13 protein-coding genes are annotated in these 14,850 nt (G+C 49.8%); 5 read left to right on the top strand and 8 right to left on the bottom strand.

Annotated elements, in window-relative coordinates; translation table 11 throughout:
- The first annotated feature begins 465 nt into the window (after nt 1-465).
- Nucleotides 466-1,368: a hypothetical protein gene (locus HBO05_RS17095; RefSeq protein WP_172313508.1), complete on the top strand. Its 903-nt coding sequence runs from the start codon at nt 466-468 to the stop codon at nt 1,366-1,368.
- A gap of 350 nt (nt 1,369-1,718) precedes the next feature.
- Nucleotides 1,719-2,555: a hypothetical protein gene (locus HBO05_RS17090; RefSeq protein WP_172313506.1), complete on the top strand. Its 837-nt coding sequence runs from the start codon at nt 1,719-1,721 to the stop codon at nt 2,553-2,555.
- A gap of 238 nt (nt 2,556-2,793) precedes the next feature.
- Here HBO05_RS17090 and HBO05_RS17085 read toward each other — a convergent pair whose 3' ends face one another.
- Nucleotides 2,794-3,792 (bottom strand): hypothetical protein, encoded by a 999-nt coding sequence (locus tag HBO05_RS17085; protein WP_172313503.1) that lies wholly within the window; start codon nt 3,790-3,792, stop codon nt 2,794-2,796.
- A gap of 1,079 nt (nt 3,793-4,871) precedes the next feature.
- Between HBO05_RS17085 and HBO05_RS17080 the strand changes: the two genes are divergently transcribed.
- Genes HBO05_RS17080 through HBO05_RS17070 form a run of 3 tightly spaced genes read left to right on the top strand, consistent with a single transcriptional unit; the run spans nt 4,872 to nt 8,006 of the window.
- Nucleotides 4,872-6,050, top strand: a complete 1,179-nt coding sequence (locus HBO05_RS17080; protein WP_172313501.1) for a DUF262 domain-containing protein — start codon at nt 4,872-4,874, stop codon at nt 6,048-6,050.
- Nucleotides 6,043-7,116 (top strand): DUF3696 domain-containing protein, encoded by a 1,074-nt coding sequence (locus HBO05_RS17075; protein WP_172313499.1) that lies wholly within the window; start codon nt 6,043-6,045, stop codon nt 7,114-7,116. The genes HBO05_RS17080 and HBO05_RS17075 overlap by 8 nt, the downstream gene beginning before the upstream one ends.
- Nucleotides 7,116-8,006, top strand: coding sequence for a hypothetical protein (locus HBO05_RS17070; RefSeq protein WP_172313497.1), 891 nt, complete (start codon nt 7,116-7,118; stop codon nt 8,004-8,006). The genes HBO05_RS17075 and HBO05_RS17070 overlap by 1 nt, the downstream gene beginning before the upstream one ends.
- Nucleotides 8,007-8,178: 172 nt before the next feature.
- Here HBO05_RS17070 and HBO05_RS17065 read toward each other — a convergent pair whose 3' ends face one another.
- The 7 genes from HBO05_RS17065 to HBO05_RS29345 form a co-directional block, all read right to left on the bottom strand.
- Nucleotides 8,179-9,036, bottom strand: coding sequence for a hypothetical protein (locus HBO05_RS17065; RefSeq protein ID WP_172313495.1), 858 nt, complete (start codon nt 9,034-9,036; stop codon nt 8,179-8,181).
- Nucleotides 9,037-9,126: 90 nt separating this feature from the next.
- A complete protein-coding gene (locus HBO05_RS17060; protein ID WP_172313493.1) occupies nt 9,127-12,015 on the bottom strand; it encodes a DUF927 domain-containing protein in 2,889 nt (962 codons plus the stop codon).
- Nucleotides 12,012-12,284, bottom strand: a complete 273-nt coding sequence (locus HBO05_RS17055; protein ID WP_172313491.1) for a DUF3077 domain-containing protein — start codon at nt 12,282-12,284, stop codon at nt 12,012-12,014. The genes HBO05_RS17060 and HBO05_RS17055 overlap by 4 nt, the downstream gene beginning before the upstream one ends.
- Nucleotides 12,281-12,565 (bottom strand): hypothetical protein, encoded by a 285-nt coding sequence (locus HBO05_RS17050; RefSeq protein WP_056847250.1) that lies wholly within the window; start codon nt 12,563-12,565, stop codon nt 12,281-12,283. Before HBO05_RS17050 ends, HBO05_RS17055 begins: the two co-directional genes overlap by 4 nt.
- A 529-nt stretch (nt 12,566-13,094) precedes the next feature.
- Nucleotides 13,095-13,400 carry a hypothetical protein gene (locus tag HBO05_RS17045; protein ID WP_172313489.1) on the bottom strand — a complete coding sequence of 102 codons (306 nt, stop codon included), beginning with the start codon at nt 13,398-13,400 and terminating at the stop codon, nt 13,095-13,097.
- Nucleotides 13,397-13,678, bottom strand: coding sequence for an AlpA family phage regulatory protein (locus tag HBO05_RS17040; RefSeq protein ID WP_122764487.1), 282 nt, complete (start codon nt 13,676-13,678; stop codon nt 13,397-13,399). Before HBO05_RS17040 ends, HBO05_RS17045 begins: the two co-directional genes overlap by 4 nt.
- Nucleotides 13,679-13,776: 98 nt before the next feature.
- Entirely contained in the window at nt 13,777-14,616 is an 840-nt protein-coding gene (locus HBO05_RS29345) for a hypothetical protein (RefSeq protein ID WP_262381428.1), read from the bottom strand.
- Nucleotides 14,617-14,850 lie beyond the last annotated feature (234 nt).

The following is a 14,850-nucleotide window of genomic DNA, read 5'->3' as shown; positions in this document are numbered from 1 at the left end:
CGTACTACAGTCTTTAGCTTAGAAGGGCTGCTACCGGCCAATCGCGGACGCTCGCTACTTTCTGGAGTACATATATCTACCAGAGTCTGCTATCAACCTCAGAGTATTATTCGGCTCATGATTGTACTCAGTTAAAACATGGAAAGTAGTTTCAAATTCCCTGTAGCGTAAATCCTATAGAGGTTTTGGCTATTCAGGGTTAGCTAGTCCAGGCTCAACCTGAGGGAGTGGCTCAGTGTAGCAACAGGACAAGCGGGCTTCGAATGCATCTGGAGAGGATTGTCATGAGCGCAATCAATGTCAATAAATAGAGTTCGACGTCACCAAGCGCATGAGTTTGCACAATATATGTGCTATCCAATTACAAGGTCGAGCTTGTAGTGTGGGTGGCGATATGATAAGTATAGGTATTATTTTTTGTTTCTCGCCTGGCGTGCAATGCTCGCCGTACAACATGGAGGTTGCATGCTGCTTCTAACTTCAGCGCTTTTTGACACCTTGAAGCCTTTACCTGGCAAGGATGTTAAGTACTATAGCTCATTCGTATCGCAGCATATGATGGTCACAACATCAACAGTTGTTGCGCAGTGCAACTTAATGCCGGAGATGTTTGGAGAGTCAAAACAAGTAATTGATGAGCATATTGACGGCTTCATTGGTGAATTACCTGAGAGTTCTGAGGGGATAACAAAAACCTATAAAGCCTACTGCAAAGCGATGCATATCGATCCTGGAGAAGTCATCCAGGAAAACGAGCCAAGAATTTTTGCTTCCGATTCGTTTGAGGCGAAGTCGAAAGCATACGGAATATCCAACAGAGAGTTGGTAATACGAACGCTAAATGCCTCGGCGTTTCTTGAGTACTTTTTTCTATTTGAAAGCACAATTACAAATATATATAGGAGGAAGTATCAATCCACAAACGAGCGGCACCTCATGCTGGGCGGGAAAGATGTAATATCGAAGTGTTTAATGGGGAAGCTAAAGCGTGATGGTACTGAAGCGGCTTTTTTTTCTGACCTCCAAACTCGAAGCCAGTTCTTTACTAACTCGTCCCAGCTTGCCTCTGTGTGGAGGCTTCTTAACTTTATAAGAAACCAACAAGTTCATAGCGCTGGAATTTATTCTGACCGCACAAAAAAGGCCTTTGGTATATATATCGATAGCATTTGCCGCGCTTGCGACAACCAAGATGAGATGACTATTCCAGTTAACTTGTTATTGGATGTGCTGGAGCCGATACAAGAGCACATCGAAAGGCATGGCTATATTCTTTTCAAAGATTCTCTAGAAAACTTAGTGAGAAATTTTTCTCTATTTGTCATGGAGTCGCTATATTTGACAGAAAAACACTACGCCACTTCATAGATTTTCGTATCACGGATAGTGTGGCGCCAAAACCTCCTTGCTTTATTTATAGGTAAACCTGAGATAATTGGAGTGGGGATTATCTTGGGAATGGCAGCTTTCGGCTGGTAGTTCTGATGCGATTGGGCTGCTATGGGTCGTTCTCTGCCGGTCGAGGCTCATTGCCCTTCGTGTCGATCAAACGACTGCTCTGGACCAAAAGCAGTCATTCGTAGAAGGCACGTAACGTAGTGTAGGCTTCCGCCTCTTATCTGTACCGGTTGTATCTGGCTCGGGCGAGGCAGTTGGATTCCAGGTACGATCTTATGTCACTAACGTAATTAGCTCAAAAATAACTCCGGGGACTACACATGGAAAAGGAAATCGTACAGAGGGCAGTCAGTCGACTTGCTAATACGATGCGTATCTATGGAGAGGAACATCTTCGTTACAAGGGATTGGTAGCAGTTGACAGAGAGGAAGCCATCGAAAATTTGGATAGAGCGTGGGAAGCGACATTAGAAGCCTTCCACACGTTATACGATGTCTCTAGTGATGAGTTCGATTACTTTGCACAACCGGATACATCTTTGCTTATTGCGTTGCGTAATGCCTTGCATCATCGAGATCATTCGTTGTTTTCCAGTTTGCTTCCCGAGTTGTGGCTCTGCGAAGCCCCTGAGCACTTAGAAGGGGCAGCATATTTGCTGGCGGGCCATAAATCTGCGGGAGGCGAAAGATCACGCATGCATCATTTCGTCAAACTGGAGGATATATATTCGCGCCTAGACCCCAGCAAGAATTCGCCAGAGCTTTTGCGACTCGGCAAAACAACTGACATCCAAAAACGGTTTAATCTAATAGCAGAAGGGCTTGGATTTAAAAAGGTTTTGGCAGAAGCTCAGACTGAGCGATATCCAGAAAAGCAAGTGTATCTAGATATCATGCCTATTTTCATCTCCGGCGTAGTAAAAGTATTCAAGGCGCTCAAGTCTTTGGGGATAGAGTTCAAAGGATACGACGCAAAAACCTATGAAAAATGTTTTACGGAGGAGCTAGAAATTGATCTCGCTTCCTTTGAGTTCAAAATGCTCAGAATGAACATGATCCAGCTCTATCTCGGGCCGGCTTTGACAATTAACGAGGCTGCAATTATATATGATCGCAAGAAAGAGCCTTGCGAAGAAGAATCTGACCTTGTTTTTTGAATGGGAAACCTACATTGCATAGCATTTTATTTAAGCCAGTCACAAGTCAAATGGGGTAGCATTTAGGTTTTCAGCATGTTTGAAGGAGAGCTTCGGATCAGGAGCAACTGTTCACAGTAGTTCCCTCCATCAAAGTGCGGTTGCTCCTGCTCTGGGGCTACGAAAGGCTCATAATGCCCCAATGTAATCTCTAGATATTCCTGTGTCTGCTGATTTTTAGAGCTCTCGCTTTAAATTTTTACTTAGCCATAAAGGATATTATTTCGGGCTCGTATTTTGCGAGATCTGCAGCCTGCGTCGAAAGTTTCTCCATTTGCTGGGACAACTGGAGTATTGCCTCAAAGGGGTCTTGGGTAGTGTTAATATCTGGCTCCTCAGACCGTTTAGGAGCCAATCTAATAGTTAATATTGGGCCAAAATCAGTTGCCGTTTCCATAGTTTTAAGCATTGCTGATTCAGGGTTCGCAGACATCGGTTGGCGGTGGACCATTTTGTTTCGTAAGTCACCTAGTGTACGTAGAAAACCAGGTGATTCGTTAGACCCCCAAGCGTTCATCATAAGCTGAACCAACGGTTCCTTAATGTGGTCTTTGTGGGCTGGTTTTTTTAGCCAGTCCTCTAGACGAGGCATATTATCTACTGAATCTTTCGCCCGAATGTGCATTGCGGCCAACCTAGCAAGATAATCTCGGGCTGAACAGAGCTCAGTTGCAAGCGAGTGGAATGCTAAATAAAGATCTAGCATTTGTATGTTTGAAAAACCCATGCCCACCTGAGATGGCTGTTCAAGAGCCATTATCAGTTGGTCGTGATGAAGTAAAGCTATATCCCGCAGCCTGATTCCAGTTGCTTGCATAGAAACACTAATATACCGTCCGATGGTTTGGTAGCTTTCATCATTTTTGAGGTACGCGCTGTATGAGATACCACTCCACCTATCCGCTGCGCTATTGAGGCCATTTTTCGATGATGTACTATCTGGCCGCCAAAAGGCTACCTCCGTGGATTGCATCTGAATAGTTTCATTGGTGCCAACTCGAAGGGCTCCGGCTAGCTTCGCCACGTTTGTGAGCTCTTCAAGGGTTTTAAACGTATAGAAGGGTAAAGCATTGGCCGTAGGTACTGGTCCCAATGCGTACTCTCCATCAGGGAGTTGAAATACTGCTAACCCTCCCGTGAAATAAAGTACCTGTGAAGAACTGGTATTTCCATAAGATACATCTTTAACTTCTATCATTTTTTGTGATCTTTTTATTTGTAGTGTATTAGGTCCATTCGGGCATTCACGGCGGTTAGTAGACTAGGTATAAAGCCCAACTAAAGTTCACCCTTGCAAAACAATGCAAATTCAAAGACTAGCCTAAAGCCACTACTTCGTCTAGTTTTCGCTATAGAGTGAGGATGACAGACTGCTTTTGGTAGGTTTCGAAACTTAAAATTCACCGTGAATTCCGTTTGCAGCTGCTTGGAGTGGCTGCTAATGGTCGATAGCGCCCTCTTGCAAAAGGTAGTAATCGGTCAAGAGCGAATGGGCTGAAGAATCAGAAAAACAGGACCGAAAAGGGGGCGGAATCTTTTTTCATTGAGCATTCGAACGGCCTAAAGGGCTTGCTAGGGTAAGACTAGAGCGGCCTCTCACTCTTCGTCGCGATACCGCGTGCCTAGAACCCTTTTCATCATTGCTTCCATTGACTTGGCGTCTTGTACGGCCTTATCAAATTCGGCTTTGCTGTTTGGGCGCAGGCCAAATTCATCTTGAAAGTAGTATGATTCTAAAAATCAACTTAACAAGCTGTTGTGCTTGAAGGCTATTTCTAGCATCACTCGGAGGAAGCCAGAAGCTTGCAGGGTTTTCATTGTGGATGGCTTCGGCGTCGTCCAACTCCCAGCCATCTCTATCGTTGTCAGCTAACGTTGCTTCCATAATCCCTCAAAAAGCTCATATCTTCTATGACTCCGCTGGAGTGATGCCGTATTTCCCATCGTTATGCCAGCGCCCCCGCGCAAGCTGTATTCCTCGAACGTGTACTCTGTACCAAGCACTTTGGGTAGTGCATGGTCAAGATTTTTTTGGGTTGAACAGATACGTAGACGCTCGTAGGCTTTCCAAGGGCTCTTCTTTTTCGCATTGCGAGAAATATACCTACTCAGACTTGTAGAAATTCCATAGGATGCTATTTTCCAGAAAAATCTAATAGTCGCCTCGCGAGAGCCCAGCAGGAATTTTTTGGTCACAGGTTCCATGCGTGTGCGCTCAATAAAATTTTTTATAAAGTCTCGGGTGGGATTACTATACAAAACTCAAGGAGTTTATTGATGGCTGTAAACTATCAAGAAGATCTTGCAGAGGAAGGCGTTGGGTCGGGAGTAGAAAGCGAGTCCGAGGAAAGTCAATTTCAAACCGGAGAACCCTTTGATCCGGCCTCAATATCCCTATCTTCTAAGATTATTGCGTTAGATACAGTTCTTAGAAGAATTCGCAATAATACAATTAAGTTGGCTCCTGATTTTCAGAGGAACTTTGTTTGGGATGTGAAGCGTAAAAGCTTGCTTATCGAGTCCATGATGTTGCGCATCCCTCTTCCTATGTTTTATGTGTCCGAAGATAAAGACGGACGATGGGAAGTAGTCGATGGTCTCCAGCGACTTACTACAATAAAAGATTTTATTCTGGGCGAGGATGATGATGGCAAGGGTTTTAAACTGAAAGGTTTGGAGTTTTGGGGCGGGTCATTCGATGGTAAGGACTTTTACACAATTGAAAATAAGTTAAAAGCGGCTCGGGTTATTAATAACATTATGGAAGCAGAGCTTTCATTTACTATTATTAATCCGGATACTCCTGAAAAGGTTAAGAGAAATATATTTAAGCGTATCAACACTGGAGGTATGAGGCTTTCGACTCAAGAAATTCGGCATGCTTTGTATCAAGGTGAAGCTTCAAAGCTCCTTAAGGAATTAGTTAATAATGATACCTACTTAAGAGTTGTAGGAAAAAATGTGAAAGATGATCGTATGGCTGGTCGAGAACTCGCTTTGCGATTTATATCGTTCCATTTAAGGAGGAGAACTGATTTTGGTGGTGATATGGATGAGTTTTTGTCCGATACCATGAGGCACATTAATAAAGAATATGTCGTTCCTCTTAGAGCTCCTTATAGTAGGATTGCTCTGATTGAATCGTTTGAAAAGGCGCTCGTTAGAAGTCATTCGATTTTTGGAGAGCATGTGTTTAGGAGGTCTAGTGGTAGCGGAAGGAAAACGCCGATAAATAAGTCGCTTTTTGAAATGTGGACTGTTTTATTTGCTAGGCTTACGAGTGCTACATATGAAAATATCTTTGCGAACAAGGCATCTTTTTTAAGTTCTTATTATGAGATACTACAGGATGACGTATTTTCTGATGCGATAGGTAAGTACGGTAGCGAGTCCTCGGGAGTGCGTGATAGGTATTCGACAATAATAAAGTTGCTAAAGGAGTATCAGAATGCTTAGTTATTTGGCAGTTAAAAATTTTAAGTCATTTGAGTCTCAAGTGCTTGAGCTTGGTAATCTTACAGTTCTAACTGGGTTGAATAATACAGGTAAAAGCACAGCTATACAGGCGCTAAGAATGTGCCTGTCTGAGCATGATACTGGGGCCCCTTACATAAGTGGGCTAGGAGGATATGCAGAGCTTCGCTCACGCCAAGCTGGAGTTAGTGATGAAATTGAAATTGGTATTTTAAGTGATGATGATCACCAGATATTGCTTTCGATTTCAAAGAACTCCTCCAAACTTATTGGGAAAGATAGAATTCCTTTAACCCAATTTATATCTGCAGATAGGTTCGGCCCCCGCGTCGGTTTGCCTACGTTGGGAGATGACATTGCTTCCCTCGCAATCGGACAGAACGGAGAATATTCCGCGCACTTTGCGACGCTTATGGAAGGTTGTATCATTCCAGAGGAGCTAAGGCATCCAGATGCGCAAGGAAATACGCTGAAAGCCCAATTGAATTGGTGGATGAGCGACATAGCACCTGGTGTTAAGCTTGATTACGGCGTCCAAGAAAAATTTGACTTGTCACATTTATCAATTGATGGCGTTCGACCAACAAACTCCGGTTATGGGATAAGTTACGCTTTGCCTATAGTTTTAGGCCTGTTAACCATGCCGGCTAAAATGGTCGATGATTCTGACCCTAGAGTTGTGCGCTGGTTTCAACGTATAGCGGATTCTGGGGCTTGTTTGATTCTCGAAAATCCTGAGGCTCATTTGCATCCACGTGGTCAGACGGGACTGGGGATCCTGGCTGCGATGGCGGCTTTCGCAGGTGTTCAAGTAATTATTGAAACCCATAGTGATCATTTGCTTGATGGAATTAGGCTGGCCGTGAAGGCCAATGAAAATATAATAGCCGAGAAGATTAAGATCTATTTTTTCACTAAGAAAATAAATGAGGCTACAGTCGCTGAGCAGGTGGCACTAAAACCTGATGGTAAGCTTGATCGTTGGCCAGAGGGTTTCTTTGATCAGCATTCTAAAAATCTAAGAGTTCTAGCCTCAGGGAGAGCTTAATGCACTTTTTCATGGACGAACTTCACATCGCTGCGTGTCTCGAGAATCTGCCCCGAAAAATTGCCGAATTTGAAAAAATAGCTCAAACTATGGATGAGGTTTCGTCTAATCCATGCTTGAGTTTGTATTGTCCTTACGAACTTCATTCGTTGCCTATCAAGGATAAGAGTTTTGCTGAACTCTTATATTCTTGTTATGGAGATGGCGAGTATCGTGATGCTATATTATTGTTTGATGTGGCCGCTCAGAAAGGGCAAAGCACTGATCTAGAAAATGATCGTCCACTAGAGTCTGGAATTATAGAGTTAGCAAGAAAAGGTAAAGGCGGTTGTCTTTCTGGTACAGACTACTCGGCAGAGGAGTGGTGGGATGATGATGCCATGTGCATGGTCAATGATCAGGCAAGCTTGATGGCCGCTCTGCGAAAACTTTTTGTAAGAGACGGCTTTAAAGTTGATTTGCTAGCTCAGTTAAGTGATCTTATGTTTCCGGATATATATTTTCATGCTGGGATTAGTGATGTAAGAAAGATGGATGTCTCCTATAGAGAATGTGGGGGTTTAATTATTCATCAGCTGGCTTATTTAAATGATTGTGCTGTTGATGATTTCAAAAATGATCTTCCAGCGCAGGTGATTCAACTTGCTGCCAGTAGAGGTGTTGAAATATCTCCGGAGAGTCCCAATACTCACGCAAATGTGCAAGCTATGGGTAAAAGAAATATTGATATAAATGGTGTTTCTCTTACTTGTGAGTGGCATACGAAAGTTACTTACAACAAAGGACGTATTCATTTTCATGCCCGCCCTAATACTCACCATGAAAGTATCTTGAGGTCCACTAAATCAAAGCTTGTCGTCGGAATCATAACAGATCATCTTCCGACCTGATTATTGAACATGGCCGTCTTCGAATGCCTTGGATTGTCATGCTGCTTGAGCCTGCACATACTTGCCATCATGTGAAAAATTCCAGGGCGCGTGGAACGTTTTACCTCCACCGGCCTAGTAGTGATTGACAATTGAGATAGGAAGCAGCCCGCGATCGCGGGCTGATTCGGGATCACGCGGCGAGTAGGTCTTCCAGAGAGATGTTACGGGCCACCGCTGCCAAATCGGAACGTTCAAGCCTCGAATGGAAGGGGCCGAAGCGAGGGATCTCAAGCCCAGACAATCCATCTCCCATTCCGCCTTTTTGGTAGCTGATGGCAAGTATCCGTGCGCCTACAGCGAGCAGTTGCTCGGTCACCGTGTTCCACTCCTCATCCAATGCAAATCCAGCCGCGCTCAATGCGGCTGTCTTGGACTCATCTCCACGTTGGCGAGCATTCGTGATTTGAGCCTCAAGAGCATCAAGCTCGACTTGCAGAGCAGCGATGATCAGGTCTTGCCTCCTTACCTGCTCGTCCGTTGTTGCCAGTTGCTTAGCGGCCTTTTGCATTTCGCCGCTTGCGGATTTTTCCCCTTCGGCATCGCCGCTTGCGAGGCATTTTGCGTAGGACGTTGCAGCATCGCGCTCGGCTTGTTGCGCCTTTTCTAGGGCTTGATTGGCTTCTGATTGAATTGTCTGAAACCGCTCATTCAGGTGCAATTTTTTCCGTTCCAGCGCTTCGATTTCAGCGGTTGCATCGGTCATCGCTTGAATAGCGTCAGCTTTGATCTGACCAATTTTTTCCAGCCTCTCCAAGTGTTGAAGCTTGCGATCAATTGATGCCAGCTCACGGGGAATCAGATCTATGCGGGCTTTGACGCTTGATAGTTTTTCCATAGACTCGCGGCTTTCAGGGCTTCCAATTACGTTGCCATTCGCACTGAACCCGCTGGGTGCATTGCGCCATTCGGCCTCCAGTTGTGGCAGGCTTTCTTCGAGTGTTTCCAGTTCTTGAATCAAAGCGACTTGTTGCTGTTTTAGCTGGTTCATGTTGCGTTCCTAAAGGCGAGAGGTTGATTGGTTTTTTTCGTTGGCGGGCCAGGCCAAGATGAGCCAGCATTCCTCATGGCGTGGCCGTTATTACGCCGCCTGGGCGCCGTGATTACCCTGCTCTGGCACTGCGATAACCACATAGCAACGCTGCAAGCCCAGCCCAGGTAGTCGCACTGCGGTCGAAGCTTTGCCATCCTTTCCAGGCTCTAAAACGCCTCGTCGCAGGAGCTCTTTATTAACCGCACTCAGGTTCATGCCTCGGAAGATTTCGGAGCGCCATGCCTCCGGCAGCACGTAGTAGGTGTTGGTGGTGTGCAGGGCATCACCCATGCCGTGTTCCATCGTCTTGCGAAAGCCCAACCGATCAATCGTGCGTGGGCCGTGTTCATCGATCTTGGCGGCGGCAGATTCCCATCGGGTAAAGCGGCTTTCTCCAAATCGCTCGATGACTTGGCGTAGCCGGGCCAAGATTGCATCTCCCTCAAAGTTACCGGCGCCGCCACGCTCAGCCAGCCATGCTTGCAGGCAAACCCGTGCAGCAGTCGTGGCCGTACCATCAGGCCAACCGGTGACGCCGAAAGCGGTGGCCAACTCTCCCGCCGCTGCGGCCAGACCGAAGCGAAGGGCGGCACGTTGGGCTTGTCCACTGGCCGAGGCGGGCAAGTTTTGGGTGATGAACTGCTCCACCGTGCGGCGAACGATCACCGACCACCTGAGCATTTCTCCAGGTGCACACATTGCGTGCAGGAAGGCGGTGAGGGGCGTGCCGTAGTATTTGGCTACTCGGGCCTTGAGCGCATCGGAGAGGGCGGCGGCGTCTTCAAAACCGTTCAGCACATCGAACATGCCGAGACCTTTGCTCGCATCGGCTGGGACGGCGAGCATGCGTACCTCCATACCGGCTTTCAGCTCCTTGTTGGCGTCTGCCATGTGCTGCGCTAACGTTTTCTCGCCCGTCGAGAGAAACAGCAAGCGCCACTCCTGCACCTGTCGGCCCGCTTGTCCTCGATCATTCGCCCGTGCCTTACCAGTACCGTTGCCGAGCATGTACACCGTCTCGCCGATAATGCGCGGGTCGCACATGCCGATTTCATCCAGCACCAGGAGGCCGTCTGAGTGCGCAGCGGCGATGGACTCCAAGGCGTTATCTGTCGAGCGCCACGAACGCACCAGACGCGGTCCGCCATAAACCGAGGCAGCGACCTGCAAGTGGGTAGTCTTGCCCCCGGAACTGTCGCCGTAGAGATGGAAGCCGCCCGACTCATGCCCGAGCAGATTGAGCAGAGGTCCTGCAAAGGCCACAGAGACGACAAACGCCAAGCGATGGTTACCAACGCACAGCGCGCCGATTTGCTGCTGCCACTGCCCCAGAGAGCCCGCCTCGCTGATCGGGGGCAACTGCGCACCGGCCTCATAAAAATGCAGGTGTTCGGCGTGCGAGCCAATCTGTTGTTCGGGCAATAGAAACGCCTTGTCGTGCCAGCCCAAGCGCGTTACCAAGCGTGCGCGCTGGGCGCTATCGAAGCCGCCGAGGTAACTCTGCAGGTCGTTGCGTGCGTTACGTCCAGATCGGCTTCCCGCGAGGCGCAGGCCCATGTCTACCAGTGGACCGAGTACATCCTTGCCGAAGTCGCCAGTCATGGTTCGGGCCGGAATATTCCAGCGCTTTTTGGCGCCGTCCGGGTCGTCGAACTCGACCAACAAACCCCAGTTGTGGCCTTTGTCGTCGCGAGTGCGGGCGATGATTTCGAGAGGCGAACACACAGGACGCGCCTCGCCATCATCGCCGGAATAAAACACCCCTTCAGGCGTCAGGCGAAAGCCGCCCGGCAATAAGTCATTTTTCGATTTCGCAGGGCGTTTGGCGGGCGCCTTGGCCTTCTGTTCTTGAGGTTCAGTTGGCTCAGCGGCACCGCCGAAAAACTCACCGCTGCGCACCAGCTCGGCGACGTGGGCAGCGGTCCAGCCTTTGGCTAACGCATCCGCTGCATCGTCGCCGTCTGCCCATTTTCCACCCTTGATGAGCGTGGGCTTTCCGCCTTTGCTGCTGGGCTTGAGCTTGAACACGTCGAGCGAGATTCGTTGTACCGAAGCGACGCCCAGCTCAATCAACTTGAGCTCGATGGCGCCCATGCAGGTCTTCCCGCTGGCATCGTTATCCGGCCATAGCACCACCGTGCGCCCTTTGAGTGGCGTCAGGTCGGCCTTGTGCCAAGAGTTGGAGCCGTTCGGCCAGCACGTGGCTACATGGTCGGGCATCAGTTCAGCGGCGGCATCAGCAGCCTTTTCGCCTTCACACAGCACCACAGGCGCATTGGCGCGCTGTGTCAGTTCATCCAGGCGCAGCAGAGGCCGAGGTTCAGGCAAGCCTTGCCAGCGCCATTGAGTGGTTTGCCCGTCGGAACGCTTGCACCAGGTCAACGGTGCAAATACCTTTCGCGGTTTGCCGTCTTCATCTGGGCCCAAGTCGAAGCGATACAGCGCCATGACCGGCTGGCCCTGGGTATCGCGATAAATCCACACCTTCGACGGAACACCGTGTTGCCGGTGTTTGGCAGGGCACTTGTTCATGGCCTCGGCCGGGATCGGTTGAATCGCGATCCACTCCGGCGTTGCGCTTTTGGCTGGTGTGCTTTTGGTGGCTGCAGATCCTGCGGAAACGCTGAGCAGATCTGCCAGTTTTTTACAGGCTTCAACATCGGTGCCGCCGTCGATGTAGCGCACCAGGTCGATCAGGTCGCCGCCCTTATCGCCGGTGGCAAAATCCGCCCAGGTGCCTTTGCTCAAATTGACCTTGAGTGAGCCTGCACGTTTGTCCGTGCGCGTCGGGTTTGGTGCTGTGTATTCCTTGCCACCATCGACGCGTTTGCCGTTGGGCAGCCAGTGCGCAAGCACACGGTCGATGTGCTTCAGGGCAACGCTTTTTACGTCGGCAAAGCTAGGGCGTTTTGAGGTGTTGCCGGTGCGTTGAGTCATAGGGCGGCCCTCGACTCAAGCAACGCCTCGTTCACGTCGTCGATTAGCGCCTTGGCCATCTCTCCGAGGTAGAACGCAGGCCAACTAAAGCGCTCGCCCGCATCGCTGATGGCGGCGTCAAGGATCAGTTGATTGGCGTGGTGCAGAATTTGGGAGACGGCTTCAAGTGCGTCCTCCAGTGGGATACCGGCATTCACCCGAAACAGGTTTTGGCCGTTACCGTTGGCAGGAGAAAACTCGGTGCGTCCACGAGTGATGGAGTGAGTCATAGCGCACCGCCTTTCTGGCTCATCGGCACAGAAGATGCGTCACCGTACATGGTGAGTGTTTTGATCAAGCCCAAAGTGCCGCGCACGTCCCAAATAACAGACGACAGCACGCGGTTGGAGAGCAGGGGTTTATCCCCGTCTAAGTGGTCCTCCAGCAGCATGAGAACGGAGTCGGCACGGTCGAGCGCACAGGTGATGGCGTCGATAGGCAGACCGGCTTCGGCGTCCTGGCTGACGCAGAGGAGATCCTCGGGCAGTGCAAAGCCTGGGAGCATGTTCATTGGGCACCCCCTGCGGCTTCCAGGGCGCGAGCCTTGGACATATGGGCGTTGTAGCGGGAAAGGCGTGTAGCGAGGCTGGAGTTTGCGTGTAAAGCGGCGAGAGCCATTGCTCGATGAGCGGCGGCGCGAATTCTGGACGGATTGAGGGCGTGCATTTGGTGAAGCTCCTGTATGTGAGGAGCTGCCACTGATCGTCGCCAAACGAATTCGGGTGGCAGCTGTGCGCGGGTTGGCGAACCGGGCATACAGGACCCCGGCAGACCCGAAGGTCTCCCACGCACAGCCGCCATAAAGCAGGAATGCGGGCACAAAAAAAGCGCCTGCAATCGGTATGGGGCGCCTGTGCGCCTGTATGTACTCGGGTCGCCAAACCCGTTCGCTGAATTTGCAGCGACAGCCAGAGAGTAACGCCCGTTTTTTGAAAGTGCAACTGTGCAGATCACTTGCGGATTTTTTCGATGCGGCATAAATTGATCAAGCATGTAGATTCACCTCAACGCCTCCGGTTGCCGCCGGGGGCGTTTTCGTTTCAGGCATGGACGTCCCAGCGCAGGTAGACAAAGGGCAACAGGTCGCCTTCGAGGCAGGCGCGTGCATCCTCGTAGGCGTCTATCTGTTGGCCTTCGTCGACGATGATTGCTTGCGGGGCTTGGCAAGGAACTGACAATGCGCACCAGATGCCATCTCTCCATCGCATCACCATGACGTCCCGGTTCAGGCGTTTTTGCTCCGTGCGGTAACGTTCAAAACGCTGCATACCGCGTGACGAGAACCCGACTTTTCTGAGTACAGAAAAGGGCTGCACGATGGCCCTATTGGCGACACGATTTTTCATGCTGCCACCTGGTCGCGAGCCTCTATGCGGCTTCGTGCCCATGTTTGGATTTCAGATAAAACCCAAGCTACTGGCGCGCCGCGAGCGTTGCTGTTGCTCAATTTGACGGGCAGGGGAAAGCCACTATCTGTGCGCTGCATGAGTTTGTAGATGGTGGAGCGCTTCATGCCCACGATCCGCTCGACCTCGGGCATACGGATCAATGTCGACGATGCGTCAAACATTGGACTTGGAGTGGTTGGGTTAAGGCGGGGAATTTCAGTGATAGGGGCTTTCATAGGTCTTGCTCTCGACTGGTTAGGACTGAGAGCAATGATCTAGGTGTAGGTCGGTGGTGAGCAGTTCACTTCCAATTGAAATCCGATTGAAATTTTAGCTACAGCACCAAGTTGCGTTTGAGAATGGTCTCAACGCTTTTGCGAGTTAGGGGCTTTTCGGTTTCAAGTGCAATCCAATCAGGCCGTTGTTTTGGAGGTTTGGCGACCTCACGCTGTAGCCAGGCATGTACCTTCGTTGCAACGTTGCGTTTGAACATCCCCGCTGCGCGGTAGTGACGTCCCTGTTTAACTATTGCGGCGTCTCGAACGCTAATCTCTTCGTTACGCTCCATGCCGCTGATGATGCCGCCGATTTTGCGGGTGGCATTCTTAATCGCGCGGTGGGCGATAGGTCTCAGTTCATCTGCGGTAAGGCAGGGTAAGGACGTGATCGGTTCCAAGTGGAGGACGTACTGATCAAGCGCCTCAATGCGCGTGTTCGGATCGACCTGCATCTCTACGAATTGGCAGTAGAGATCCTTGGGCCAGTCGGTGGGAAGTTCGGAGACATGAGACCACGCCTCTTGGTCGGCTGTGTGCATCCAGCTGGCTATCGTCTCCAGCGCTTTTACGGCACAAGCCATGATGTATGCAGAATGAGCATCACGCTCTGATGCCGAGTAGCAATTGCTGTACATGCGGACCCAATGCGCGAGGCGTGCACTAGTGTCGGTGGAGGCATACTGAAAAATTGTCTCCTCATGGATCGTCGTCTGAATGCACATGCTGACAAGATCTTTGTTGATATCTTCACCATGAATGCGCAGACAGCATTGGTCGATCAAACGACAGGCGTCAGTGACCTGCTCACGGCAGAGGTCATAGAGCGGTTGCGTAGAGAGATAACTGAACAAGCCTCGGCTTAACGCCAAATGCAAAATGGGTTGGTGATCATTCATTGCCAACTGTCTCAGGCACCGTGTAACGGGGAGTCCCGCGCCCTGCATTCAAAGCGAGTGGCCAGCGAAAGCCGTTTTGTAGGCGCATGTTTAGACCGCTTGCCCACAGCAGGCATGTAATGACTTTGGCGTTACACGCAAGGGCAGTGTTACATCGCATATACGTTAAGCTGTTGAACTGTGTAACGTGCGTGAAAGCCAATGAATCCGGGCACTCGGCGAGTGGCGTTACAC

Origin of the sequence: Pseudomonas sp. WS 5079 (genome assembly GCF_012985465.1) — a bacterium.
GTDB lineage: Bacteria > Pseudomonadota > Gammaproteobacteria > Pseudomonadales > Pseudomonadaceae > Aquipseudomonas.
Note: the sequence above shows the minus strand (reverse complement) of the source record. Positions and strands in the feature narration are given on the sequence as shown.